18 protein-coding genes are annotated in these 24,340 nt (G+C 68.8%); 15 read left to right on the forward strand and 3 right to left on the reverse strand.

Going from position 1 to position 24,340, the window contains the following annotated elements; genetic code table 11:
• Positions 1 to 150 precede the first annotated feature (150 nt).
• The gene (locus ACFYPG_RS18015; RefSeq protein ID WP_387352915.1) at positions 151 to 1,485 is read right to left on the reverse strand and encodes a PHB depolymerase family esterase; all 1,335 of its coding nucleotides are present in this window, start codon (positions 1,483 to 1,485) and stop codon (positions 151 to 153) included.
• 250 nt (positions 1,486 to 1,735) lie between these two features.
• Here ACFYPG_RS18015 and ACFYPG_RS18020 point away from each other — a divergent pair, with 250 nt between their 5' ends.
• The 3 genes from ACFYPG_RS18020 (at position 1,736) to ACFYPG_RS18030 (ending at position 6,477) form a co-directional block, all read left to right on the forward strand.
• Entirely contained in the window at positions 1,736 to 2,743 is a 1,008-nt protein-coding gene (locus tag ACFYPG_RS18020; RefSeq protein ID WP_387352917.1) for a PaaX family transcriptional regulator C-terminal domain-containing protein, read from the forward strand.
• 451 nt (positions 2,744 to 3,194) lie between these two features.
• Positions 3,195 to 4,661: an endo-1,4-beta-xylanase gene (locus ACFYPG_RS18025; RefSeq protein ID WP_355006935.1), complete on the forward strand. Its 1,467-nt coding sequence runs from the start codon at positions 3,195 to 3,197 to the stop codon at positions 4,659 to 4,661.
• Between the two features lie 427 nt (positions 4,662 to 5,088).
• Positions 5,089 to 6,477 carry an RICIN domain-containing protein gene (locus ACFYPG_RS18030; RefSeq protein ID WP_387352919.1) on the forward strand — a complete coding sequence of 463 codons (1,389 nt, stop codon included), beginning with the start codon at positions 5,089 to 5,091 and terminating at the stop codon, positions 6,475 to 6,477.
• Between the two features lie 72 nt (positions 6,478 to 6,549).
• Here the strand turns inward: ACFYPG_RS18030 and ACFYPG_RS18035 are convergent, their stop codons facing one another.
• A complete protein-coding gene (locus ACFYPG_RS18035; protein ID WP_355006933.1) occupies positions 6,550 to 7,320 on the reverse strand; it encodes a FadR/GntR family transcriptional regulator in 771 nt (256 codons plus the stop codon).
• Between the two features lie 257 nt (positions 7,321 to 7,577).
• On the opposite strand from ACFYPG_RS18035, the gene ACFYPG_RS18040 reads away from it, so the two are divergent.
• The 8 genes from ACFYPG_RS18040 to ACFYPG_RS18075 all read left to right on the forward strand — a co-directional run bounded on the left by ACFYPG_RS18040 (position 7,578) and on the right by ACFYPG_RS18075 (position 15,520).
• Positions 7,578 to 8,729, forward strand: coding sequence for an extracellular solute-binding protein (locus ACFYPG_RS18040; RefSeq protein ID WP_355007082.1), 1,152 nt, complete (start codon positions 7,578 to 7,580; stop codon positions 8,727 to 8,729).
• 4 nt (positions 8,730 to 8,733) lie between these two features.
• On the forward strand, positions 8,734 to 9,714 hold the full coding sequence (locus tag ACFYPG_RS18045; protein WP_355006932.1) for a sugar ABC transporter permease: 981 nt from the start codon (positions 8,734 to 8,736) through the stop codon (positions 9,712 to 9,714).
• The gene (locus ACFYPG_RS18050; RefSeq protein ID WP_355006931.1) at positions 9,714 to 10,541 is read left to right on the forward strand and encodes a carbohydrate ABC transporter permease; all 828 of its coding nucleotides are present in this window, start codon (positions 9,714 to 9,716) and stop codon (positions 10,539 to 10,541) included. The genes ACFYPG_RS18045 and ACFYPG_RS18050 overlap by 1 nt, the downstream gene beginning before the upstream one ends.
• A 1-nt stretch (position 10,542) precedes the next feature.
• Positions 10,543 to 11,766, forward strand: coding sequence for a mandelate racemase/muconate lactonizing enzyme family protein (locus ACFYPG_RS18055; RefSeq protein WP_355006930.1), 1,224 nt, complete (start codon positions 10,543 to 10,545; stop codon positions 11,764 to 11,766).
• Between the two features lie 106 nt (positions 11,767 to 11,872).
• Positions 11,873 to 12,898, forward strand: a complete 1,026-nt coding sequence (locus ACFYPG_RS18060) for an alcohol dehydrogenase catalytic domain-containing protein (protein WP_357262124.1) — start codon at positions 11,873 to 11,875, stop codon at positions 12,896 to 12,898.
• Positions 12,895 to 13,656, forward strand: a complete 762-nt coding sequence (locus ACFYPG_RS18065; protein WP_357235071.1) for an SDR family NAD(P)-dependent oxidoreductase — start codon at positions 12,895 to 12,897, stop codon at positions 13,654 to 13,656. The genes ACFYPG_RS18060 and ACFYPG_RS18065 overlap by 4 nt, the downstream gene beginning before the upstream one ends.
• Positions 13,653 to 14,531, forward strand: a complete 879-nt coding sequence (locus ACFYPG_RS18070) for an amidohydrolase family protein (protein WP_387352922.1) — start codon at positions 13,653 to 13,655, stop codon at positions 14,529 to 14,531. The genes ACFYPG_RS18065 and ACFYPG_RS18070 overlap by 4 nt, the downstream gene beginning before the upstream one ends.
• Positions 14,528 to 15,520 (forward strand): aldo/keto reductase, encoded by a 993-nt coding sequence (locus ACFYPG_RS18075; RefSeq protein ID WP_387352924.1) that lies wholly within the window; start codon positions 14,528 to 14,530, stop codon positions 15,518 to 15,520. The genes ACFYPG_RS18070 and ACFYPG_RS18075 overlap by 4 nt, the downstream gene beginning before the upstream one ends.
• An 89-nt stretch (positions 15,521 to 15,609) precedes the next feature.
• Here the strand turns inward: ACFYPG_RS18075 and ACFYPG_RS18080 are convergent, their stop codons facing one another.
• On the reverse strand, positions 15,610 to 19,152 hold the full coding sequence (locus ACFYPG_RS18080; RefSeq protein ID WP_387352925.1) for a ThuA domain-containing protein: 3,543 nt from the start codon (positions 19,150 to 19,152) through the stop codon (positions 15,610 to 15,612).
• A 521-nt stretch (positions 19,153 to 19,673) separates the two neighbouring features.
• On the opposite strand from ACFYPG_RS18080, the gene ACFYPG_RS18085 reads away from it, so the two are divergent.
• From ACFYPG_RS18085 to ACFYPG_RS18100, 4 genes are read left to right on the forward strand one after another with little or no spacing between them, the layout of a single operon-like run.
• Positions 19,674 to 21,185: a sugar ABC transporter ATP-binding protein gene (locus ACFYPG_RS18085; RefSeq protein WP_387352926.1), complete on the forward strand. Its 1,512-nt coding sequence runs from the start codon at positions 19,674 to 19,676 to the stop codon at positions 21,183 to 21,185.
• Positions 21,182 to 22,153: an ABC transporter permease gene (locus ACFYPG_RS18090; RefSeq protein ID WP_112585260.1), complete on the forward strand. Its 972-nt coding sequence runs from the start codon at positions 21,182 to 21,184 to the stop codon at positions 22,151 to 22,153. The genes ACFYPG_RS18085 and ACFYPG_RS18090 overlap by 4 nt, the downstream gene beginning before the upstream one ends.
• 2 nt (positions 22,154 to 22,155) lie before the next feature.
• Complete coding sequence (locus ACFYPG_RS18095) at positions 22,156 to 23,139, forward strand: ABC transporter permease (protein ID WP_355006923.1); 984 nt, start codon at positions 22,156 to 22,158, stop codon at positions 23,137 to 23,139.
• A 13-nt stretch (positions 23,140 to 23,152) separates the two neighbouring features.
• Entirely contained in the window at positions 23,153 to 24,337 is a 1,185-nt protein-coding gene (locus ACFYPG_RS18100; protein WP_307857817.1) for an ABC transporter substrate-binding protein, read from the forward strand.
• Positions 24,338 to 24,340: the final 3 nt, after the last annotated feature.

Genomic DNA, 24,340 nt, shown 5'->3' on the forward strand with positions numbered 1-24,340 from the left:
TGTTATGCGGGCGGGAGCGTATCCTTCCGGTCGGGCCGGTCGGGGGTGTTCCGCCTCTCTCCCTTCTTTACCACCCCGGGCGCGCGGGGGGGGGCCCCCCCCCCCCCGGGGGGCCCCCCCCCCCACGCTCGCGTGGACATCGACCTGGTCTCAGGCGACGGTGCAGGACGCGCCGTTGAGGGTGAACGAAGACGGTCGGGCGTTGTTACCGCTGTGGTTGGCCTGGAAGCCGAAGCTCACCGAGCCGTTGGCGGGGATGCCGCCGTTGTAGGCGACGTTGCGGGCTGTCACCTGCCCCGAGTTGGGCGAGTAGGTGGCGTTCCAGCCCGAGGTGATGGTCTGACCGCTGGGCAGGGTGAAGACCACGGACCAGCCGTTGACGGCGCTGGTGCTGGTGTTCGTGACGGTGATGTTCTCGGTCAGACCGGTGTTCCAGGCGTTGATGGCGACCGTCACCCGGCAGGCGCCGGAGGCCGGCGGCGGCGTGGTCGGGGGCGGGGTGGTGGGCGGCGGGGTGGTCGGGGGCGGGGTGGTCGGGGGCGGGGTCGTGGTGTTTGTCAGTCCGAAGAACGCGATGGCGGACGCGGCCATCCCTCCGGAGGGCAGGCTGTGCCCGGCACCCTGGATGCTGTACGCCTCGACCTGGACGGTGCCGCTGCTGTCGGCGTACCGGCGCCGGTTCCAGTTGGCCTGGGGCGTGTCGGTGGAGGTGGGTGTCTGGCTCAGCCCGAACACGTTGGTCCACTGCTCGATCGTCTCCTGCAACAGCGAGTACGGCACGAGCGTGTCGCTGGTGCCGTGCCACAGCTGCACCCGCGGCCGTGGCCCGGAGTAGCCGGGGTATGCCTGGCGTACCGCGTCACCCCACTGCTGGGGAGTCCGGTTCATGTTCCCGCCGGTGCACTGGCTGCTGCCGGGCGGGTAGTCCGCCGCATTGGCGAAGCAGTTGTACGGCACGCCCATGAACGCGGCGCCGGCCTTGAACACGTCGGGATAGAGGGCCAGCATGTGGTTCGTCATCATGCCGCCGGATGAGCTGCCGGTGGCGTAGACCCGCTCCGGGTCGGCCGAGTACTGCTGTTGCACGTACCGGATCATGCTGATGATCGACACCGGGTCGCTGCCCCCACCACGCCGCTTGGCGGCGTCCGACCAGGTGTCGAAGCAGTTGCCGAAGCCGGCCTGCTGGGTCGCGGACGGGTAGATCACGATGTATCCGTACCGGTCGGCCTGGCTGGCGAACTCGCTTCCGGAGTAGAACCCGGGGCCGGATCCGCCGCAGCCGTGCATCGCCACCACGACCGCCGGCCGGGCGGGGCGGTTGTCCGGCACGTAGACGTGCATGCGCATCCGGCCCGGGTTGTCGCCGAAGCTGGTCACCTCGGTCAGTGACGCCGCGTACGCGGGCCCGACCGTGGGGGCCACCAGGCCGGCCGCGACCAGTGACGCGGCCAGCGTGAGTAGCAGTTTCCTTCTGATTTTCACCGCACGACTCCTTCGATTGCCTGTGCAGGCTGGATTGGTCGTGCGATCCGGTTGCGGGTCTGCCCGACTCCCGCGGTGATCGCACGTTGCCCGCTACCTGTGGTTCGCCCAGCCCGGCTTCGGATGGCGTCGCGTGGCAATTAGTGTTCCCCCCGGACCAACAAGTGTCAATCGAGGAATCTCTATTTGTGGTGGGTCACGCCCGTCCGTCTACAGTCGTCATACCGTCCCCGAGGAGCACGGAGCGCCTGTGGCAAGCCTCTTCGACATCGACGAGATCTATCCGGACGACGGCGACCGCCCACTCCGGCTGCCCCGCCGGCAGGTCGGCAACTCACCGCAGGGCGTCGCGGTGACCCTGTTGGCCGACTACACGCTGCGGACCCGGGTCGCCCTGCCGTCCGCCGCCATCGTCGCGTTGCTCGCCGAGACCGGCGTGACGACGGCCGGAGCGCGGACCGCGATCAGCCGGTTGGCCCGCCGTGGCGTGTTGGAGGGCAGTCGACTGGGGCGACGAAGCTCCTACCGGCTCAGCCGCGCAGCCGCCGCCAATCTCTCCGCCGGAGGGCACTGGATTCTCGCCTCCACCACCTCGACGGGCCGGTGGGACGGTAGCTGGACGATCGTCGCCTTCTCGCTGCCGCAGGACCGCAGTACGCAGCGCCGGGCGCTGCGGGCGCAACTTCGGTGGCTCGGTTACGCGCCGCTGTACGACGGGCTGTGGATCTCGCCGCAGAAGTTGACCCCCGCGGCTCGGGCCCAGCTCGACCAGCTCACCCTCGGCGCGGTAACGGTGTTTCGTGGGCGGCAGACCGCGCTCGCCTCGACCATTCACCGTGCGCCGATCGAGGCCTGGGACATCGAGGCGATCAGCCGGAGCTACGACGCGTTCCTGCGTCGTTGGACGCCACTGTTGCCCGCCGTGGCGACCGGGCAGGTCGACGGTGCCGCGGCGGTGCGGGCCCGGACCGAGGTCATGGACACCTTCCGACGTTTCCCCGTCCTCGACCCCCAGCTGCCGGTGGAACTCCTTCCACGGGAGTGGCTCAGGCAGCCGGCGCGGGAGCTGTTCGAGGCCGTCTACGACGGCCTCGCCGCACCCGCCGAACGACACGTCCGGGCGGTCGTCGAGCGGTTCGCCGACGCCGCTCAGCCCGGCATCGAGGCGCACACCACCGCCGACCTCGTCGCGGGCATACGCGCCGATGCCGACCCGGCGCAGCCGTCTGCGAGTGCCACGGCCACCGGGTGTTCGTGAGCCGTTGGGCAGTTGCTGTCGGGTGACGACTGTGAGCGATAACAGGATTGCCCTCTGAAGCGGTCTCCTTGGCGCGGTGGTGAGACTCGTCCGCTGGTCGCGCGGCGGTTGAGCACTGTCACCCAGGGCGTTTGGTACCGGGCGAAACGCGGCGTTCCGGGAGATCGGCGTGAACGGCCCGTTACGTCTTGACGAACGGCATGTTATCGCTCACTCTCGATATAGAGGACGATCGCTGTCTCGGCTCACCGGGCGAGCCGTACCGATCGGCCCACCGATCACGACGTCCGCAAGGGCATGCGGACGTTACCTCGGGACCCGGCAGGCGCCGGCGACAGCCCTCTCGGACTGTGCGTGCTGATGCCGGGCGGCCAGGAGGACCGCCCCGATCAGCTGTTCCGAGCGAAGTGGCACATCACCACCACCGATGCAACCACTGAAAAGGAACGCCATGAAACCCATGAGAACGATGCTGGCGGCGGCGACCATGGCCGTCGCCCTCACCACCGGTATGACGGTGGCGCTGACCCCCGCATCCGGTGCCGGCACGACCCTGAAGGCGGCCGCCGCCGAGAAGGGCCGCTACTTCGGCGCGGCTGTCGCCGTCGGCAAGCTGTCGACCAGCGCATACACGACGATTTTGAACCGTGAGTTCAACAGTGTCGTGGCCGAGAACGAGATGAAGTGGAGCTCCACCGAGCCGCAGCAGGGCACCTTCACCTACTCCAGTGGTGACCGCCTGGTCAGTCACGCGCAGGCCAACGGCATGAGCGTGCGGGGTCACACCCTGTTGTGGCACGCGCAGCAGCCGGGCTGGGCGCAGGGCATGTCGGGCAGCGCGTTGCGCAACGCGATGATCAACCACGTCACCCAGGTCGCCACGCACTACCGGGGGAAGATCTACGCCTGGGACGTGGTGAACGAGGCGTTCGCCGACGGTGGTTCGGGTGGGCGGCGTGACTCCAACATGCAGCGCACCGGCAACGACTGGATCGAGGCGGCCTTCCGGGCGGCGCGGGCGGCGGATCCGGGTGCGAAGTTGTGTTACAACGACTACAACACCGACGGGGTCAACGCGAAGTCGACCGGGATCTACAACATGGTGCGGGACTTCAAGTCCCGTGGCGTGCCGATCGACTGCGTGGGTTTCCAGTCGCACCTGGGCACCTCGCTGGCCGGTGACTACCAGGCCAACCTCCAGCGGTTCGCCGACCTCGGCGTGGACGTCCAGATCACCGAGCTGGACGTGATGACCGGCGGCAACCAGGCCAACATCTACGGCGCCGTCACCCGCGCCTGCCTGGCCGTCTCGCGCTGCACCGGCATCACCACCTGGGGTGTACGGGACTGCGACTCGTGGCGTGGCTCGGACAACGCGCTGCTGTTCGACTGCAACGGCAACAAGAAGGCCGCGTACACCGCCGTCCTGGACGCCCTCAACGGCGGCTCGACCCCGCCCACCACGCCCCCGCCGGGCTCCGGCGTGGACACCAGCGCCTGGTACGTGTTGTTGAACCGCAACAGCGGCAAGGCGCTGGACGTGTACGCCTCGGCCACCAACGACGGGGCGCGGATCAGCCAGTGGACGCGCAACAACGGCGTCAACCAGCAGTGGCAGTTCGTCGACTCGGGCAGTGGCTACTACCGGGTGAAGTCCCGCAACTCCAGCAAGGTGCTCGACGTCAGCGGCTTCTCCACCGCTGACGGCGGCGCGATCGTGCAGTGGTCCGACCTCAACGGGACGAACCAGCAGTTCCGACTCGCGAACTCGGCCGACGGCTACGTACGTCTGATCAACCGCAACAGCAACAAGGCGGTCGAGGTGCAGGGTTCTTCCACCGCCGACGGCGGAAACATCGTCCAGTACGCCGACTGGGGCGGCAACAACCAGCAGTGGCAACTGGTCCGGATCGGCTGACGACCGGCGCCATCGACCGGGGGAGCGGGAGCTGCCGGCTGCTCGGGATCCGGCCGGCGCCCGCCCCCGGCGAGGTGTGACGAGTGGCGGCCCGCCCCATCCGGGGCGGGCCGCCGTAACCGTCAGGTCGCCGCTTGGCATGATCGCGCAGATCGATGGCAATCGTTTGACGTATGACGTATTACCCGCTAATTTTCACCCCGCGGGTCACCCGGCCACCGGGAGCCAGGACGTCATACCGCGCAGTTCGGCGCGGCCTGCCACGAAGCCCGGATCGTGGCATCGCCATCGACGTGCGCCGTTGCCCGCGGGTTGCCCGCACACAACACCCCAGACGTGCTGACGCCACCACCAGGACGCCGGTACGCACGCCACGGCACGCGCGGGCGCTCCCGCTCGTGGGTGACCCCGATCGAAGGAGTGGACCATGAAAGCCCTCGTAGAGGCTCGTCCCGCCTCTCGGCACAGATCTCGCTGGCGTTCAGGGTTGGCCGCGGCGGCGGCCGCGGCCATGGCAGCCAGCGCACTCGTCGCTGTCAACGCGGCGCCCGCGGCGGCAGCCACAGTGGACACCAACGCCTCCTACGTGCTGGTGAACCGCAACAGCGGCAAGGCGCTGGACCTTTACGCCTCGGCCACCAACGACGGGGCGCGGATCAGCCAGTGGACGCGCAACAACGGCCTCAACCAGCAGTGGCAGTTCGTGGACTCCGGGGGTGGCTACTACCGGATCAAGTCGCGGCTCTCGGGCAAGGTGCTCGACGTCAGTGGTTTCTCCACCGCTGACGGCGGCGCGATCGTGCAGTGGTCCGACCTCAACGGGACGAACCAGCAGTTCCGGCTGGCCGACTCGGACGGCGGCTACGTTCGGCTGATCAACCGCAACAGCAACAAGGCGGTCGAGGTGCAGGGCTCTTCCACCGCCGACGGCGGAAACATCGTCCAGTACGCCGACTGGGGCGGCAACAACCAGCAGTGGCAGCTCGTCGCCGTCGGCGGTGGCACCACCCCTCCACCCACGGGTGGTAGCGGGTGCGGCAAGGCGCCGACGCTGGCCAGCGGCACGCACACGATCCAGAGCAACGGCAAGAGCCGGACCTTCATCCTCCGGGTGCCCGCCAACTACAACAACAGCAACCCCTATCGGCTGATCTTCGCCTTCCACTGGCGGGGCGGCACCATGCAGGAGATCTCCTCCGGCGGCACCAGCGGGACCGCCTGGTCCTACTACGGGCAGCAGGAGCAGTCGAACAACAGCGCCATCCTGGTGGCGCCCCAGGGGTTCGGCAACGGCTGGGGCAACTCCGGCGGTGAGGACATCACCTTCGTCGACGACATGATCAGCCGGATCGAGAGCAGCCTCTGCGTCAACCCGAGGCAGCGGTTCGCGCTCGGCTTCAGTTGGGGTGGCGGCATGAGCTACGCCGTCGCCTGCGCCCGAGCCAACGTCTTCCGGGCAGTCGCGGTCATCTCCGGCGCGCAGATCAGCGGGTGCAGCGGCGGTACGCAGCCGATCGCGTACTTCGGGCTGCACGGCATCACTGACAACGTCCTGAACATCTCCCAGGGCAGGGCGCTGCGCGACACCTTCGTCCGTAACAACGGTTGCACCGCGCAGAGCCCGCGCGAGCCGGCCGGCGGCAGCCGCACCCACATCACCACCGTCTACTCCGGCTGCAGGTCCGGGTACCCGGTGCAGTGGGCCGCGTACGACAACGGCCACATGCCCGGCCCGGTGGACGGCACCTACGCCGAGAGTGGCATCACGACCTGGACCAAGGGTGAGATCTGGAGGTTCTTCGCCCAGTTCTCGTGACTCTTGTCGGCCTCAGCTGGCGGCGCCTGCTCCCGTTCCTCGGGGGCGGGCGCCGTCCGTTGCCCGTGACGATCAGCGTTCGAGGCGGTCGGGGCTCCCCGAGCCACTGCGGCGGACCAGCCAGGCCTCGGTGATGTGGGTGAACATCGCCTCGGCGGCGCCGTTGGAGTCGTGGGCGGCGATGCGCTCGTAGATGCGTCGGTGACCCTGGTTGGACGCCACGCACAGCGCCCGCTCGGTCCGGCCCATGTAGCGGGCGGTGTTGATGACCTGGCTCTCCAGCGCGCGTACGACGCCCCGAGCGATGCGGTTGCCGGATGCCTGCATGATCGTGTCGTGGAAGGCCCGGTCGTGGTCGTGGTAGGTGACGTGGTCGTCGACGAGTTCGTCCATCCGGTCCACCAGGGCCCGCAGCCGATCGACGGTCTCGGCGTCGGCGTGGCGGGCGGCGACGTTCGCCATGTCGGACTCCAGCACCCGCCGGGTGACGACCAGGTCATCAAGGATGGCGAGGCTGTCGTCCACCGCGATGGTCGCCGCGAGGACCAGCTCGTCGAGCATGTCCCAGTGTGCCGGTGGGGTCACCATGGTGCCGGCGCCCTGGCGAACCTGCACCAGCCCCTTCTCCTGAAGGATCTTCACTGCTTCCCGGACGACGGTCCGGCTCACGCCGAAGGTCTCGCAGAGGATCGGCTCGGGGGGTAGGGACGACCCGGACGGGTGTACGCCGAGGACAATGCGCTCCACCAGTTCGGCGGTGACCGCCCTGGCGAGGTTGGTCGGCCGACGCACCCATGCCGGGGTCCCCGGGCTGTTCAGGGCCGTTTCCTGCGGTGGCGTCATGTCCCCCTCCGATGGCTCGCCGTGGCACGACGTCCGGATCAGTGTACGGCCGACCGTTGACGTAACACGTCATACGAGTTACCTTCCGGTCAACATTTGGCTAGCGGGGCACCCGCCGGCCACCCCCCATATAGAGGTGACAACTGATGAGACAGCGCGCAATATGGTCGGCCGTCCTCGTTGTGGGCCTGGCCCTGGCCGGTTGTGGAAGTGCTAGCGATTCGGGCAAATCGACCAGCTCCGATGGCAAGTTGGTCGTGTGGGACTGGAAATCCGGCGAACCGTTCGCCAAATCCTATCTGGACAAGGCGAAGGCCGACTTCAAGAAGAAGCACGCCGACGTCGAGGTCGAGTTCGTCGCGCAGCCGTTCGACCAGTACTACACCCTGCTCGGCGCGGCGATCCAGTCCGGCAAGGGCCCCGACGTCATGATGTTCAACGGCGGTGGCCAGATCCGCGACCGGGTGGACGCGTTGGTGCCGATCACCGACTACGTCGCCGAGGACAAGCAGCGGCTGGCCGGATGGGACGCGTTCACCAAGGACGGCAAGGTCTACGGCAGCCCGGTGACGCTGCAGGGCTACCCGATCTACTACAACAAGGAGATCTACCGGAAGGCCGGCCTCGACCCGGCCAGCCCGGCCGCCACCTGGGACAAGTTCGTCGCGGACTGCGCCGCCATCGCCAAGGCCGGCTCCAAGTGCTTCGCCCTCGGCAACAAGGAAGGCGTCGGCATCCAGTTCTGGCTCTCCAGCATGGGGTCGGTGACCCTCACCGCCGCGGAGTACGACGCCTGGATCACCGGCAAGCGCGACTGGACCTCGCCCAACGTGAAGCGGATCTTCGAGCTCTGGAAGGAGACCGGAGTCAAGAAGATGAACACGGACGGGGCCAACTCGACCGCGATGTTCAACGACTCCTTCGCAGCCTTCCAGTCCGGCAAGGCCGCCCACGTCATGGGCCTCATGTCCGACGTCGGGCACTGGAAGTCCTTCAACGAGTTCCTCACCGCGGAGAAGCTCGGCGTCATGAAGGCCCCGGTCGTCACCGCCGGCACCACCCCGAGCCTGCCGTACGACGGTGGCATCGGCTACGCCGTGGCCAAGTGGACGAAGGACCCGAAGGTGGCCGCCGACCTGGTGCGCTCCCTGACCTCGGCCGACGCGTTGAAGGCGTTCTACGCTGACGCCGGCGCGATCGCCGCCGACATCACGATCGACGTCTCGCAGGCCGGCCCGGCTGCCTCCACGATCGTCGCCGAGCTGAAGACCGGCAAGCCGGCTCTGCACGTCGCGCTCGACTCGAAGACGATCGACCTGATGGGGCGCCTCTCCCAGCAGCTGCTCAGCGGTTCGATCACCGTCGACGAGGTGGTGAAGCAGTTGGCCGCTTCCGACCAGGCGGGCTGACCTCGTGCCGATCGGAAACACGCAACCGTCGGTCCGCCTGGCTTCGGCCGGGCGGGCCGGCGGCCCGGCGGCCATCTCCCCCGCGCACCGCGGTGGCACCCGTCCCCGTCGCACCCGTGGCGGCCTGGGGGCCGAGCGCTACGCCCCCTACATCCTGGTCGCTCCGGCCGTCCTGATCATCGTGGCGATGCGGCTCTACCCGCTGATCCTCGGGGTCAACTTCTCCTTCACCGGCGACGGTGACCGGAACGGAGAAGCGGTCGGGTTCGGCAACTACCAGGAACTGTTCGCTGATCCGTTGTTCCGCACCGCGCTGGGCAACGTCGGCCTGCTGGTGTTGCTGCTTCCGGTGGCGGTGGCGATCCCCGGTCTCCTCGCCACGTTCATCTTCCTCCGAGTGCCGGGCCACCGCTTCTACCGCAGCGTCTACTTCTTTCCGGCGGTGCTCTCGCCGGTCATCGTCGGGGCGATCTTCAACCTGCTGCTCGCCTTCGACGGCCCCCTGAACGCCGTGCTCGGGTCGATCGGTGTCGGTCCGGTGGACTGGCTCGGCAACCCGGACGTCGCGATGTTCATGGTGGTGGGCGTGCACATCTGGGCCACCTTCGGGATGGCGCTGGTGGTGTTCCTCGCCGGCTTCGCCACGCTGGACGCCGCGCTGCTCGACGCCGCCCGGGTGGACGGCGCCTCGCTGCGCCAGGTCGTCTGGCACGTGATCATCCCGAGCCTCGCCCGGACCATCCAGTTCGTCTTCGTGACCACGATGATCGGGATGCTGACCTCGATGTTCGGGCTGCTCTTCGTGATGACCAGCGGCGGCCCGGAGGGCTCGACATACCTGCCGGAGTACTACATCTGGATCCAGCAGGGCCAGATGAACCGCCCGGCTCTCGCGTCCGCCGCGTCCACGATCCTCTTCGCGATCATGCTCGTGGTGGGAATGTTGCAGATCAAACTGCTCGAACGATCGGGAAAGGTGGACTGATGTCCCGCGTCCGACTGGGACGGTGGATGATCGCCATTCCGATGTCACTGCTCGCGGTGGCGACGATCTACCCCCTGCTCTTCACCGCGAACGTCGCGTTGAAGACCCGCCGGGACTACATCCTGGACCGGTTCGGCCTGACCAGCACCCTGCAATGGGAGAACATCAGCACGGCGTGGACCAGCGTCGGAATGGGCCGCTACTTCGTCAACTCGCTGGTCGTGGTGACGTCGTCGGTGCTGCTGCTGCTCCTGCTCGGGTCGATGGCCGGCTTCGCGCTGAGCCAGTTGCGGTTCCGCGGCTCGTCGGCGTTGTTCCTGGGCTGCCTCGCGGGGCTCTTCATCCCGTTCCAGGTGATCATGGTGCCGCTCGCCCGGATCATGGCCGACACCGCGCTGATCGACACGTACCCGGGTCTGATCCTCGTCTACGTGGCCCAGTTCCTGCCCTTCACCGTCTTCCTGATGACGAGCTACTACAAGGGCATCCCACCGGAGATCGTCGACGCCGCCCGGATCGACGGCAACACCGTGTACGGCGTGTATCGCCGGATCATGCTGCCACTGGGCACCCCGGCGCTGCTGTCGGTCGGCATCCTCAACGCCCTGTTCTGCTGGAACGACGTCCTCATGGCGTTGGTGATGATGCCCTCGGCCGAGAACCGGACGCTCATGATCGGGGTGACCTCGTTGCGAGGGCAGTACAGCGACAACATCCCCACCTTCGCGTCCGGGGTGCTGATCGCCGCCATACCCGTCCTATTGGTCTACCTGTTCCTCCAGCGCCAAATTGCCGACGGCGTCGCCGCCGGTTCCACGAAGGGTTGACATGCGGATCACGGGATATCGGACGCTCACCACGGTCCAGGAATGGGGGCGCCCCGTCGGCGACGCCAACGGCGTGTTCTCCGACGGGGTGGTCCCGGTCTCGATCGTCCTCGTCGACACCGACGAGGGCATCACGGGCGTCGGCCTCGGGCCGCACGTCGAGATCGAGCGGATCTTCCCAGCCATCGAGGGCGAAGACCCCCGTGCCGTGACGTCCCTGTACGACCGCATGTTGCGGCACACCTTCAAGGCCGGCCACGCCGGCCCGGTGTTCGGCACCATCGGCGCTCTGGACACCGCGCTGTGGGACATCAAGGCGCAGGCCGCCGGCGAGCCGCTGTGGCGACTGCTGGGCGGACGGGACCGGCGGGTCACCGCCTACGCCTCCGGCCTGGACATCGGGCTCACCGACGACGAGCTCGTGGCCGAGTACGAGGTCTACGCGAGCCACGGCCTTCGGGCGGCAAAGCTCAAGGGCGGCCTCGACATCGAGCGCGATCGACACCGCCTCAGCCTGGTCAGAGAGGTTCTGACCGAGGCCGGGCACGGCCGGCGGCCCGGCCTGATGCTCGACGTCAACGAGGCGTGGACCCGCAAGCAGGCCGTCCGACACGTCTGCGAGCTGGAACGCACCCTGGACCTCATCTGGATCGAGGAGCCGGTCAGGCGCTGGGACGCCGAGGGTCTCGCCGCGGTCAGCCGAGGCGTGTCCGCGTCGGTCGCCACCGGTGAGAACCTGACCGGGCTCGAACAGTACCGTCCGCTGATCGCCGCAGGTGCTGTCGACATCGTCCAGATGGCGGCCGTCTGGGGGGTCACCCACTTCCTGCGGGCGTCCGCCCTGGCCCATGCCCACGACCTGCCGGTCAGCCCGATCGGCAACAGCCCCGTCGGGCTGCTGCACGCCGCGACCTCGGTGCCGAACCACCTGACCAGCGAGTTGCAGGACCTGCACACACCCGTTGGTGTCTCCATCGACCTGCACGTCGAGGATGGCGCCTTCATCCTCGGCGACGCACCCGGTCTCGGAGTCCGGGTGGACGAGGAGCGGATCCGGGCGGTCAACCGCCGCCCGCAGGCGCAGACGGCCGACAGCCCCAACGTCCGGCCGGAGCGGGCCGGACGACGGCTGCTGGCCGGAGTCGACGGGGTGATCCCCACCCGCCAGGTGCCTGTCGTGTCGCTGAACTCCCGCAACGAGGTGTCGCCGACCGTACGGCACTGAGCTGAGCACCAGAGAAGGAAGGGCGTGGGTGCATCGCGACGGCGATGCACCCACGCCCATGCCCGGTCGGCACGACCGACGTACCGACCGTCGAGACGGAGGAACGATGAAGGCAGTCGTCTACCGGGGAGCGCGACACCTCGGAATCGAGAACCGCGACCCGGAGCCACCGGGCCCCGGCCAGGTACGGATCGAGGTGGCCTACACCGGCATCTGCGGTACGGATCTGCACATCTACCACGGGGACATGGACGCCCGGGTTGGTGACTCCGCGATCATCGGGCACGAGATGTCCGGGCGGATCGCGGCCGTCGGCGACGGCGTGACCGGCTGGAACATCGGTCAGGCCGTCACCGTGATGCCGACCCGGCCCTGCGGGCGCTGCGCCGCCTGCCAGCGGGGCAACTCACACGTCTGCCACGCGATGAACTTCCTCGGCATCGACTCACCGGGTGCCATGCAGTCCTCCTGGACGGTGCCGGTGGAACTGGTCCTGCCGCTTCCCGAGGAGTTGCCCCTCGACCACGCGGCGCTCGTCGAGCCGGTGGCGGTCGCCGTGCACGACGTACGCCGGGGGAACGTGACCGCCGACGACCAGGTCGTCGTGGTCGGTGGTGGGCCGGTCGGCGTCCTCATCGCCACCGTCGCCCGGGGCCGTGGCGCGCGGGTGCTCCTCGTCGAGCCGGACCCGTTCCGACGCGAGGTGGCGGAGGGGGTCGGGATCGAGGCCGTCGACCCGCGAGCGACCGACGTCGTGGCGCTGGTCAACGACCGTACCGATGGCGCGGGCGCCGACATCGCCTTCGAGGTGTCCGGCGCACCGGCCGGCGTCACCACTGCTGTCGACGTCCTGACCACCCGTGGGCGGCTGGTCATGGTGGCGATCCATCCTCAGCCCCGCGAGGTCAACCTGCACCGGTTCTTCTGGCGTGAGCTGGAACTCCTGGGTGCCCGGCTGTATCAGCGCGACGACATGGTGGAGGCGATCCGATTGGTCGCCTCGGGTGCCATCCCGGCACAGCGGCTGATCTCCCGGGTCGAGCCGGTCGAGGCGGCCAGCGCGGCCTTCGAGGCGCTGGAGGGTGGCGGCGTCATGAAGGTGCTGCTCGATGTGCGGGAGGGAAACCAGTGACGGCGTTGTTCGACCTGTCCGGCCAGACCGCCGTCGTGACCGGGGCGCGGCGCGGTATCGGCCTCGCCATGGCCGAGGCCCTGGCCCTGGCCGGCGCCGACATCGTGGGGGTCTCCGCCCAGCTCGAAGCGGAGGGCAGCGAGGTCGAACGCCGGGTGCGCGCGACCGGCCGCCGGTTCACGGGGCTGCGGGCGGACCTCGGCGACCGGGCGGCAGTGCACCGCTTGGCGAGCGACATCACCGCTCTCGGGCCGGTCGACATCCTGGTGAACAACGGTGGCACGATCGCCCGGACCCCGGCCGCCGAGCACCCGGACGAGATGTGGGACCACGTGATCGAGGTCAACCTCAGCAGCCAGTTCATCCTCAGCCGGGAGATCGGCCGGACGATGGTCGAGCGCGGCCGAGGAAAGATCATCTTCACCGCGTCGCTGTTGAGTTTCCAGGGCGGCATCACCGTCCCCGGTTACGCCGCCTCGAAGTCAGGCGTGGCCGGCCTCACCAAGGCGCTGGCGAACGAGTGGGCGGCCCACGGGGTGAACGTCAACGCCATCGCGCCCGGCTACATCGCCACCGACAACACCCAGGCGCTGCGCGACGACCCCGACCGCAACCAGGCGATCCTCGGCCGGATCCCGGCCGGGCGGTGGGGCCGGGCCGACGATCTCGGCGGTGCCACCGTGTTCCTGGCGTCGACAGCGTCGGACTACGTCAACGGCGTGGTGCTGCCCGTCGACGGCGGCTGGTTGGGCCGATGACGGGCGCGCAGGAGCCCGGGCAGGCCGGGATCGTCGACGCACACCACCACCTCTGGGTCCGGGCGCGGCACCCGCAGCCGTGGATCGACCCGGTGACCATGGCGGCCATCGACGCCGACTTCGAACCCGCCGATCTCGCGCCGCCGGCCCGGGCGGCCGGGGTCACAGCGACAGTGGTGGTGCAGTCCATCGCCTCCGACACGGAGACGGTCGACCTGCTGGGAGTGGCCGCCGAGGACACCCTGGTCCGTGGGGTCGTCGGCTGGGTGGACCTGACCGCGGCCGACGTCGCGGAGCACCTCGACGGTCTGCGGGCAGCCCGAGGCGGGGAACGCCTCGTCGGCATCCGCCACCTCGTCCAGTCCGAGACCGACCCGGCCTACCTGGACCGTCCCGACGTCCGTCGGGGGATCGCGGCGGTGGGCGCCGCCGGCCTCGTCTTCGACCTGCTGGTACGCCAACACCAACTCCCCATGGCCGCGCGTCTCACGCGCGACCTGCCCGAGGTCAGCTTCGTCCTCGACCACCTCGGCAAGCCCGCGCTCGGCAGTCCAGACATGGCCGAGTGGAGCCGTGACCTGCGGTCGTTGGCGGCCTCGCCCAACACGACGGCGAAGCTCTCCGGGCTGGTGACCGAGGTGCCGCACTCGCACTGGACGCCGGCTGACCTTCGACCCGCCGTCGAGGACGCCCTCGACGCGTTCGGGCCGGAGCGACTGATGTTCGGCTCGGACTGGCCGGTCTGCCTGCTCGCCAGTTCGTACCAGCGGTGGGTCGACACCCTGGCCGAGTTGCTGGAGGGCCGGAACGGGGCCGACCAGGCGTCGGTCTGGGGTGGGACGGCACGCCGCGTCTACGGGTTGGAGCCCTCATGATGGCGCGTTCACTGCCGCGCCGCCCGCAGCTACGGCTCACCGAGCTGGGCTTCGGCGCGGCCCAGGGGGGCAACCTGTACCGGACGACGACGGACGAGGAGTTCGCCTCGGCGGTCGACGCCGCGTGGGAGGCGGGCGTCCGTTACTTCGACACCGCGCCGCACTACGGTCTCGGGCTGTCCGAACGCCGCCTCGGCGTCGCGTTGCGCCAACGGCCGCGCGACGAGTACGTGGTGTCGACGAAGGTCGGGCGACTTCTGGTGCCGTCGCCTGAGGACGCGCACCTGCGGGACTCCGACGGGTTCGACGTGCCCGCCACCCACCGGCGGGTGTGGGACTTCAGCCGCGACGGCGTGCTGCGCTCCATCGAGGCCAGCCTGGAGCGGACCGGGCTGGACCGGATCGACGTCGTCTACCTGCACGACCCGGACGACCACTGGGAGCAGGCAGCGCACGAGGCCGTACCCGCCCTGATCGACCTGCGCGACCAGGGCGTCGTGGGCGCGATCGGCGCCGGAATGAACCAGTCGGCGATGCTGGCCCGGTTCGTCCGGGAGACCGACGTCGACGTGATGATGTGCGCCGGGCGGTACACCCTGCTCGAACAGGGCGCCGCCGCCGACCTGCTGCCGGCCGCCGAGAGTCGGGGGGTGGGCGTCGTCATCGCCGGCGTCTACAACTCGGGGCTGCTGTCGCGGGACCGGCCGCCGGCCGACGCCGTCTACAACTACGAGCAGGCCCCGGCGGAGTTGATCGAGCGGGCGCGGCGGATCGCCACCGTCTGCGAGACGTACGGGGTGACACTGCCGCAGGCGGCGCTCGCCTTCGTCCGCCAGCACCCGGCCGTGGTGTCGACGGTGGTCGGCGTCCGCAGCGAGGCGCAGGTGACCGAGACGGTACGACGCTCCGATGTCGTCGTACCCGAGGAGCTGTGGGGCGCCCTGGCGGCGGCCGGGCTGCTCGCCGTGACGCCCGGTCTGCCTGCCTGATCGACGACGACGTCCCGGCCGGGACCGGCTCCGTTACTCGGACACCGGTCCCGACCGGGACGTCATCTGTTACCGCGACAGCCGCAGGGTCAGAGCGCGGTGAACCGCCACTGCTGGTTCGCCGCGTTGCTGCAGGTCCACTGCAACACCCGGGCGCCGTCGGCCGTGGAAGCGCCGTTGACGTCCAGGCAGAGCCCGCTCAGCACACTCTTCACCGTGTACACGCCGGAGGTTCCGGTCGCGGTGGCGGTGAACTTCTGCTGGTTGCCGTTGTTGCAGGTGGCCTGCTGGAGGAAGGCACCCGCCGTGGTCGAGCTGCCGACGACCTCGACGCACTTGCCGCTGTGCACCGCCTTGAGGTAGAGCGCGCCGTTACCGGCGTCGACGGCCTGCCACTTCTGGTTGTTGCCACCGGTGGACGCCCACTGGGTGATCTGGGCGCCGTCGGCGGTGGAGACACCGCTGACGTCCATCAGCTTGTTGCTGTGCTGCGCCGTGACCGTGTAGGTCTTGCCGGCCAGGCCGGTGCCGGTGCCGGGTGTCCCGACGCCGTTGCCGCCGAAGGTGTGCGCGTCCAGATCGAACGAGTTGTTGCTGTTCTTGAACACCATGTAGAGCGTGTGCGTACCGCCGAGGGCGGCGACGCTCACCGGTGTCGTGGACTGGTAGTTGTCCCAGCCACCCGTGCTGGGCACCGTGGTGGTGGCCAGCAGCGTGCCGGTCGGCGAGTCGGCCCGCAGCTCGATCGAGCCGCCGCCGGACGGCGACGACAGCCGGTAGCTGACCGTCGAGATCCCCGACAGGTTCATCGGGTTGAACGCGATCCAGTCGTTGCTGGAGATGTCACCGACGCGCTTGGTGCTCTCCGCGGCCGCCTGGTCGACCACCCGGATGCCGGACTGGCTGCTGAAGTACTCGGACTGCTTGTGCTTCGGTTGCAGGATCGCCTGTGCGGTGCCGGTGAGCGGGGACCCGCCGCCCGAGCCGCCGTTGTCGGTGTACCGCGCGTTCAGCACGTAGAACAGGTTGGCGCCATCGGGGTGCCCACCGAGCAAATCGGTGGAGATGGTGCCCGAGCAGCCCGGGTACTCGGTGGTCTCGTGGGCGTGGTCGTCGTGACCCAGCGCCGGGTTGAGGAACACCTTCGAGCAGTCGACGGTTCCGCCGTCCGGATCGGTCACTGTGATCTGGTACGACACCTTGTCACCGAAGGTCAGCATGCCGCCGTTGCCCGGTGTGGTGATGGTGACCACCGGGGCGCTGTTGCCGACGGTGATCGGAACGTTGGCGAAGCCGGTCTTGCCGGCGCTGTTGGTGACCTTCAACTGGGCGGTGTAGTTGCCGTTGGAGGTGTACACCTTCGACGGGTTGGCCGCCGTCGAGGTGGTGCCGTCGCCGAACGTCCACAGGTAGCTCAGCGCGTTGCCGTCCGGGTCGGACGTGCCGGCGCTGCTGAACTGGACGGTCAGCGGTGCGCTGCCGCTGGTGGGCGTGCCGGTGGCCTTGACGATCGGTGACCGGCCGCCCTGGTTGTAGTCGATCCGGTAGAGCCCGGAGTCGCTGTTGCCGCCGCCGAAGTTGGTGCCCCACTCCAGCAGGTAGAGCGAGCCGTCCTTGCCGAACTCCATGTCCATCGGCTTGTTGAACCGCACGTTGGGCAGGAACGGGTTGGTGCGGGTGACCGCCGAGGAGGAGTCGAAGTGCACCTCCTTGACGTAGTTGCGCGCCCACTCGTAGAAGAAGTGCACACCGTCGTAGTAGGGCGGGAACTTCGTCGCGGAGGGGTTCGACGCGTCGTACCGGTAGATCGGTCCACCCATCGGCGCCGAGCCGCCGGAGCCCAACTCTGTGAAGGTCGGCGAGGTGCCGTAGCCGTACCAGATATTGGGTGCGACGACCGGCTTCAGGCTGGTCAGACCGGTGTTGTTCGGCGAGTTGTTGACCGGCGAGCTGCAGTTGAACTTGGAGCCGACGACGCCGGTGTCCGGGTTGAACGGCGCGTAGGGCTGGTTGTCGCCGTGGCAGAACGGCCAGCCGTAGTTGCCGGCCTGCTTGATGACGTTCAGCTCGACCAGGCCCTCGGGCCCGCGGTTGGTGGTGGGCGGGTTCCGGTCCGGGCCGTAGTCGGCCAGGTAGACCCAGCCGTTGGCCGGGTCGATGGAGAAGCGGAACGGGTTGCGGAAGCCCATCGCGTAGACCTCGGGCTTGGTCTGCGCGGTGCCCTGGGGGTAGAGGTTGCCCGACGGGATGGTGTAGCCACCGCTGGCCGAGGGCCGGATGCGCAGCAGCTTGCCGCGCAGGTCGTTGGTGTTGCCGGCGCTGCGGGCGGCGTCCAGGTTGGACTTGCCCGACCGCCAGTCCAGCGGGGCGTAGCCCTGCCAGTTCGGGTCCAGATTCGGCGGTGTGTCGTCGCCGGTGCCGATGAAGAGGTTGCCGTCCGGACCGAACTTGATGTACCCGCCGGTGTGGCCGGGCTCGGGGAACGTGCGGTCCCGGTACGCCGGGATGTCGATGATCGTCACACCGCTCGACGTGTTCAGCGTGTCACCGCTGACCGTGTAGCGGGAGACCCGGTTGACGTCGGTGCTGCTGCTGGCCGGCGAGTGGTAGAGGTAGATGTAGCCGTTGGTGGCGAAGTTGGGGTCCAGCGCCATGCCGGTCAGGCCGTCCTCACCGCCGGTGTAGACGCTGAGGGTGCCAGCGGTGACGGTGCTGTTGGTGGAGGGCTTGAAGATCTTCACCTGGCCGCCGCGCTGGACGTAGAAGACCCGGCCGTCCGGTGCCACACCCAGCGCCATCGGGTCGACGGTGTTGTCGTCGAGGGTGCGCTTCTCGAAGTTGCCCCAGACGGTGCCGCCGCAGTCACCGGCGGCGTTACCGGCCGCCCACTTGATGCCACCGAGCACGTGATTCTGGAAGTTCGCCTCGCTGTAGGAGCCGATCGCGTGGCCCATCGCGGTGGCCCACACTCGCCCGCCATTGGTGTTGCGGCACCAGGAGATCGGATGGTCCGGGCCCATTGCCCGGGATCCCGGGTTGTACGTGCGCTCGTCGGCGGTCACCAGCACGTGCACGTTGCCGCGCGGGTTGGCGTCGAAGTTGTACCACTCTTCGCTGCGGGTCCACCGATCCGGCAGGCTGGCCGTCGACGGGTGCTTCTTGTCGGCGACGATGGCGGTGCCCTGGAGCACGCCGGGGGAGTGCTCGGGCATGTGGGCGCCACCGTTGATGGTCTGGTCCCACCACGGGTATTCGCTCTCGATGCCCATGTCGAGGGCGTTGTGGATGCCCACGATGCCCTTGCCGCTGGCGAGGTAGCCCTCCACCGCCTGGCGCTGCGCCGCCGAGGTCCAGACCATGCCGGAGGTCTGGAGCATGACGATCACGTCGAAGGTGGCCAGGTTGCTGGCGGTGAAGACGCTTGAGTCCTCAGTGGCCACCACCTCGAAGTTGTTCGCCGCCGCCTGCTGCTGGATCATGCTGATCCCAGCGGGAATCGAGTCGTGGCGGTAGCCGGTGGTCTTGCTGAACACCAGGGCGCGGAAGGCCGGGGCCGCCGACGCGGGTGGAGCGAGTCCGAGCGCCAGTAACAAGCCGGCGATCACCGAGATGAGCAATGTGTTACGACGCATGCCGTCTCCTAGGTTGGGCGGGCGTAGGGATTGCGACCGCGGGCCCTCCGACGCGTCAGGTTGACCCTGGACACGTGAGGGGACGCGGGCGCGCTTGTCTGCCTCATGCCGTTCGCCGCAACGGCAGTCAGACCTGCGAGACGTCACACAGCGTGATCGTGGCTGTGGTTCTCGTCCCGGGGTCCACGAGGTCAGGATGAGCTAGAGATCGATGACTGTCAATCCGCAAAGTAACGTCCGACGTCCTGCCCGGTGGACGGCGTCCGTGCCCGGCTTCCTCGCTGCGGTGCCGCCTGTCGATCCTGGCCCGACCTGGCAGTCAGTCTTGATCGAGGATTGCGGACCCGCATCCAAACATCTATCTTCATACGTGTGATGTTTCGTCGGTGTCAAGGGAATGTTTGCACCGCAAGAACGTAAGTCGTGGTTGTAGCCACGAAAGCTTGTTGTTCAGTGCCTCAAAGCCGCCGTAGTGTGGCATCTAAACATGTCTATGACTACTGTCTGTGAGGGTTTTCGGGATGTCAGATCCGCCGCCGACGCCGCTTCTCACCCTCCGGGGCATCGGCAAGTCCTTCCTCGGAGTCCGCGTTCTCGACGGTGTCGACCTCGATGTCGCGCCGGGCGAGGTGCACGCCGTGGTCGGTGAGAACGGTGCCGGGAAGTCGACCCTCATGAAGATCGTCTCGGGCGGGCACGCCCCGGACGGGGGCACTGTCGAGTTCGCCGGTGCGACGCGTACGTTCCGTGGCCCGCGCGACGCGCAGCGGGCCGGCATCGGCATCATCCACCAGGAATTCAACCTGCTCCCGGAGCGCACCGTCGCGGAGAACGTCTACCTGGGGCACGAGCCGGTCCGACGCGGGCTCGTCGACCGTCGGGGGATGATCGACCGCACCACGCGGCTGCTCGCCTCGATCGGTGAGACCACATTGCCGGCCGACGCCCGGGTGGGGCAGCTGGGCGTCGCGCAGCAGCAGGTCGTCGAGATCGCCAAGGCGCTCGCCCTGGACGCGCGGCTGCTCATCATGGACGAACCGACCGCCGCGCTGGCCGACCACGAGGTCGAGCTGCTCTACGGGCTGGTGCGCCGACTCCAGGAGCGGGGCATCGGGCTGCTGTACGTCTCGCACCGGCTCGCCGAGGTCTTCGACCTGTCCGGGCGGATCACAGTGCTCAAGGACGGCCGTCGGGTAACCACAGTGGACACCGCTGCCACCACCGCCGACGAGTTGGTACGGCACATGGTCGGCCGGGAACTGTCCAGCTACTACCCGGACCGGGCCGCCCCCGAGGACCGGGGCCCGGTGCGGCTCAACCTTCGCGACGCGGGCAACCGGAAGCTGCGGGACATCAACCTCCAGTTGCGCGCCGGCGAGGTGCTCGGCATCGGCGGCCTCCAGGGTTCCGGGCGCTCGGCGCTGGCCCGCGCGCTCTTCGGGGTGTCGCCGTTCACGACCGGCGACATCACACTCGACGACCGGCCGGTCCGACTGCGCTCACCCCGGACCGCCATGCGGGCCGGCATCGCCTACGTCACCGAGGACCGCAAGGGCGAGGGGATCGTCCCCCGGCAGTCGGTGCTGGACAACGCGCTGCTCGCCAGCCGGGCCGTCTTCGCCGCCCGGTCCGGCCGGGCGGCGAGGACCGCCCGGGTACGCGAGTTGCTGGCCGCCGTGGAGATCCGTGGCGCCGGCGACGACCAGGAGATCCGTTTCCTGTCCGGGGGCAACCAGCAGAAGGTCGTGCTGGCCCGGTGGCTCGCGCTCAACCCGCGGATCCTGCTCTTCGACGAGCCGACCCGGGGCATCGACGTGGGCGCGAAATCAGCCATCCACGATCTCGTCCGCCGCCTCGCCCGGGATGGCGCGGCCGTGCTGATGATCTCGTCCGATCTACCGGAGCTGCTGGGAATGAGTGACCGGATCGTCGTCATGCGGGACGGCCACGTCGCGGGTGAACTGCCCGCCGGCGCGACCGAGGAGGAGGTCGTCGCGCTGGCGGTCGGCACGACACGTGAGGTTGCCGCATGAGCGCTCTGTCGCTGCTGCCGGCCCGGCGTTCCGTACCGGGCGTGTTCGTGGCCCTGACCCTGACCCTGACGATCGGCTGGCTGGTCGTCCTGCTCGACGGTGGTCAGCTCTTCAACCAGTCCACGACAGTGAGTCTGCTGCATGTCGCGGCCGGCCTCGGGCTGGTCGCGGTGGGCCAGACCCTTGTCATCCTGGGGGGCTCGCTCGACCTCTCGGTGGCGTACGTGATCAGTCTCAGCACCCTCGTCGCGGCCGAGACGATGAACGGCAGCGACGGCGCGGTGCTGCCGGCGATCGGCCTGGTGCTCGTCGTCAGCGCCGGTGTCGGGTTGCTCAACGGGCTCCTCGTCACCAGGTTCCGGGTCAACGCGTTCATCGCGACCCTGGGCGTCGGGTTGCTGCTCAAGGGTTATCTCGACAACGGCTACGACGGCCCGGCCGGCACCACCGCACCCTCGCTCGTGCAGGCGCTCGGCTATCAGCGGGTCGGGCCGGTGCCGGTGTCGTTCCTGCTGTTGATAGCGGTCACCGCGGCGGCCTGGTTCGCGCTGTCGCGGACCCGCTTCGGTCACCACCTGGTCGCCGTCGGCGGGGACCCGGAGGTGGCACGACTCTCCGGCGTCCGCAACGACCGGGTTCTCGTCACCGCCCACGTCCTGTGTTCGATGTGCGCGGGGCTGGCCGGCATCTACCTCGCCAGTCGGCTCGGCTCGGGCGCCCCCCGGGTCGGCACCGAGGGCCTCTACGACCTGGAGTCGATCGCCGCGGTGGTGATCGGCGGAACCGCCCTCGCCGGTGGGCGCGGCGGCGTCATCGGCACGGTCGGCGGGGTGCTGCTGCTGGCCAGCATCGACGCCATCTTCAACCAGCTCGAGGTCGACGCCTTCTTCAAGCAGGTGATCCGGGGCGTCATCATCATCGCCGCGGTCGCCGTCTACGCCCGCCGGGCCATGCGAAAGGCGGCCTAGCCATGCAGACCGTCCAGCCCCGTTCCCTGCCACTGCGTCTGCCGCGGATGCGTCCCGGTGGCGTCCTGCCGATCCTCGCGATCCTCGCGGTGCTGTTGGTGCTCGTCGGCATTCGTCAGCCCGACTTCCTGGCCCCGCAGTCGCTGATGTCCTTCCTCGGCCGTTCGGCCCCGATCATCCTGCTCGCCGCCGGCCAGTACTTCGTGATCGTGTCCGGCGAATTCGACCTGTCGGTCGGTTCCCTGGTCACCGCCCAGGTGGTGGTGGCCGCCCGGCTGATCGACAGCGACCCGGCGCGTACCTGGCCGGTGGTGCTGCTCCTGCTCGCCTTCGGCGCACTGGTCGGGCTGGTCAACGGCCTGATCACGACACGGCTGCGGGTGCCGTCGTTCATCACCACACTCGGCATGTTCCTGATCCTCGTCGGCGCTGTCTACCTGTGGTCCGACGGCGCACCGAAGGGTGGGCTCTCCGAGGAGTTCCGACGGTTCGGCCGGCGGGCCTTCGAGGACGTGCCGGTGCTGGGCCGCGTGCCGTACGCGCTGTTGGTCCTGGTGGTCCTGGCGGTGGCGGCCGTGCTGCTGATGCGCTCGGACTTCGGCCGGACGCTGGTCGCCGTCGGCGACAACCCGCGCACCGCCGAGCTCAGCGGCGTACGCGTCTGGCGTACCCGGACCTTCGCCTTCATCCTCAGCGGGCTCGCGGCGGCGGTGGCGGCCATCCTCCTAGGCGGCTACAGCGGCGTGTCGTTCCAGGCCGGCGCGGGCCTGGAGTTCGGTGCGATCACCGCTGTCGTCCTTGGTGGAGTGGCGCTCGGCGGAGGTCGCGGCGCGGTCGTCGGGGCGATGCTCGGCGCGCTGACCCTCGAACTGCTGTTCGCCCTCATGAATTTCTACGGCGTCTCCGGCGCCCTCAGGTCGACCGTCCAGGGCGCGATCATTCTGCTCGCCGTGGCGGTCTCGGCAACCCGTTCTTCGTCGAGATAAAGGGGAAACCATAGTGCGACGTTCCATGGCGGCCATTGCCGCTGTCACCCTGCTGTCCCTTGCCGCCTGTGCCACCGACGAGCCGGCCGCGAGCCCGTCGGGAAGCGCGTCCGCCGCCACTGGTTCCGGCACCGGAGACCAGTCGAAGTTCTTCGTGCAGGCCGACTACGACGCCGAGTTGGCGCTGCTCGACGCGGCACCGACGGGCCCGGCCGACAAGCCGTGGGAGCAGGTGCTCAACCCCACGATGGTCGACACCGCCAAGTTCAAGAAGAACGGCCCGCACAAGATCTGCTTCTCGAACGCGGCGCTGAACAACCCCTGGCGGCAGGTCGGGTTCAAGACCATGCAGGCCGAGGTCGAGGCGCAGAAGAGTCGCATCAAGGAGTTCGTGCACGTCGACGCCGAGGGCAAGGACCAGAAGCAGATCGCTGACATCAACGATCTGCTCGGCAAGGGCTGCGACGCGCTCATCGTCTCGCCGAACACCACCGCCACGCTCACCCCGGCCGTCGAGGCCGCCTGCAAGGCGGGGCTGCCGGTCGTCGTCTTCGACCGCGGTGTCAACACGAAGTGCCCGGTGACGTTCATCAACCCCATCGGCGGCTACGGGTTCGGCCACGTCGGCGCCGAGTTCGTCAGCCAGAAGATGAAGCCCGGTGGCAAGGTCCTCGCCCTGCGGATCCTGCCGGGCGTGGACGTCCTGGAGACCCGCTGGTCGGCGGCGAAGGTGGCGTTCGACAAGGCGAAGGTCGACGTCGTGGGCGTCGAGTTCACCGACGGTGACCCGGCCAAGACCAAGAAGATCGTCGACGACTACATCCAGCGGTACGGCACGATCGACGGTGTCTGGATGGACGCCGGAGCGACGGCCGTCGCGGCGGTCGAGGCGTTCCAGGACGCGGGCAAGCCCGTTCCGCCGATGAACGGCGAGGACCAGCTCGACTTCCTGAAGATCTGGAAGGACAAGAACCTCACCGCGATCGCACCGACCTACCCGACCTACCAGTGGCGGACGCCGATCCTGGCGGTGCTGCAGATCCTCGACGGCAAGCAGGTGTCCAGCCCGTGGAAGCTGCCACAGCCGACCGTCACGCAGGACAACCTCGACAAGTACCTCGACCCGAGCATGCCGCCGCTGCACTACGCGATGTGCGGCTGCACCGACCTGCCCGGCTACCCGCAGCGCTGGAAGTAGGAA

The sequence above is a fragment of the Micromonospora sp. NPDC005553 genome (genome assembly GCF_042871765.1).
Classification (GTDB): domain Bacteria; phylum Actinomycetota; class Actinomycetes; order Mycobacteriales; family Micromonosporaceae; genus Micromonospora.

What these genes read in the sequence shown, in the direction of transcription:
- ACFYPG_RS18025 (WP_355006935.1), top strand. Translation starts at nt 3,195, where the DNA reads ATGAAACCCATGAGAACGATGCTGGCGGCGGCGACCATGGCCGTCGCC.
- ACFYPG_RS18030 (WP_387352919.1), top strand. Translation starts at nt 5,089, where the DNA reads ATGAAAGCCCTCGTAGAGGCTCGTCCCGCCTCTCGGCACAGATCTCGC.
- ACFYPG_RS18035 (WP_355006933.1), bottom strand. Translation starts at nt 7,320, where the DNA reads ATGACGCCACCGCAGGAAACGGCCCTGAACAGCCCGGGGACCCCGGCA.
- ACFYPG_RS18050 (WP_355006931.1), top strand. Translation starts at nt 9,714, where the DNA reads ATGTCCCGCGTCCGACTGGGACGGTGGATGATCGCCATTCCGATGTCA.
- ACFYPG_RS18055 (WP_355006930.1), top strand. Translation starts at nt 10,543, where the DNA reads ATGCGGATCACGGGATATCGGACGCTCACCACGGTCCAGGAATGGGGG.
- ACFYPG_RS18060 (WP_357262124.1), top strand. Translation starts at nt 11,873, where the DNA reads ATGAAGGCAGTCGTCTACCGGGGAGCGCGACACCTCGGAATCGAGAAC.
- ACFYPG_RS18070 (WP_387352922.1), top strand. Translation starts at nt 13,653, where the DNA reads ATGACGGGCGCGCAGGAGCCCGGGCAGGCCGGGATCGTCGACGCACAC.
- ACFYPG_RS18075 (WP_387352924.1), top strand. Translation starts at nt 14,528, where the DNA reads ATGATGGCGCGTTCACTGCCGCGCCGCCCGCAGCTACGGCTCACCGAG.
- ACFYPG_RS18080 (WP_387352925.1), bottom strand. Translation starts at nt 19,152, where the DNA reads ATGCGTCGTAACACATTGCTCATCTCGGTGATCGCCGGCTTGTTACTG.
- ACFYPG_RS18085 (WP_387352926.1), top strand. Translation starts at nt 19,674, where the DNA reads ATGTCAGATCCGCCGCCGACGCCGCTTCTCACCCTCCGGGGCATCGGC.
- ACFYPG_RS18090 (WP_112585260.1), top strand. Translation starts at nt 21,182, where the DNA reads ATGAGCGCTCTGTCGCTGCTGCCGGCCCGGCGTTCCGTACCGGGCGTG.
- ACFYPG_RS18095 (WP_355006923.1), top strand. Translation starts at nt 22,156, where the DNA reads ATGCAGACCGTCCAGCCCCGTTCCCTGCCACTGCGTCTGCCGCGGATG.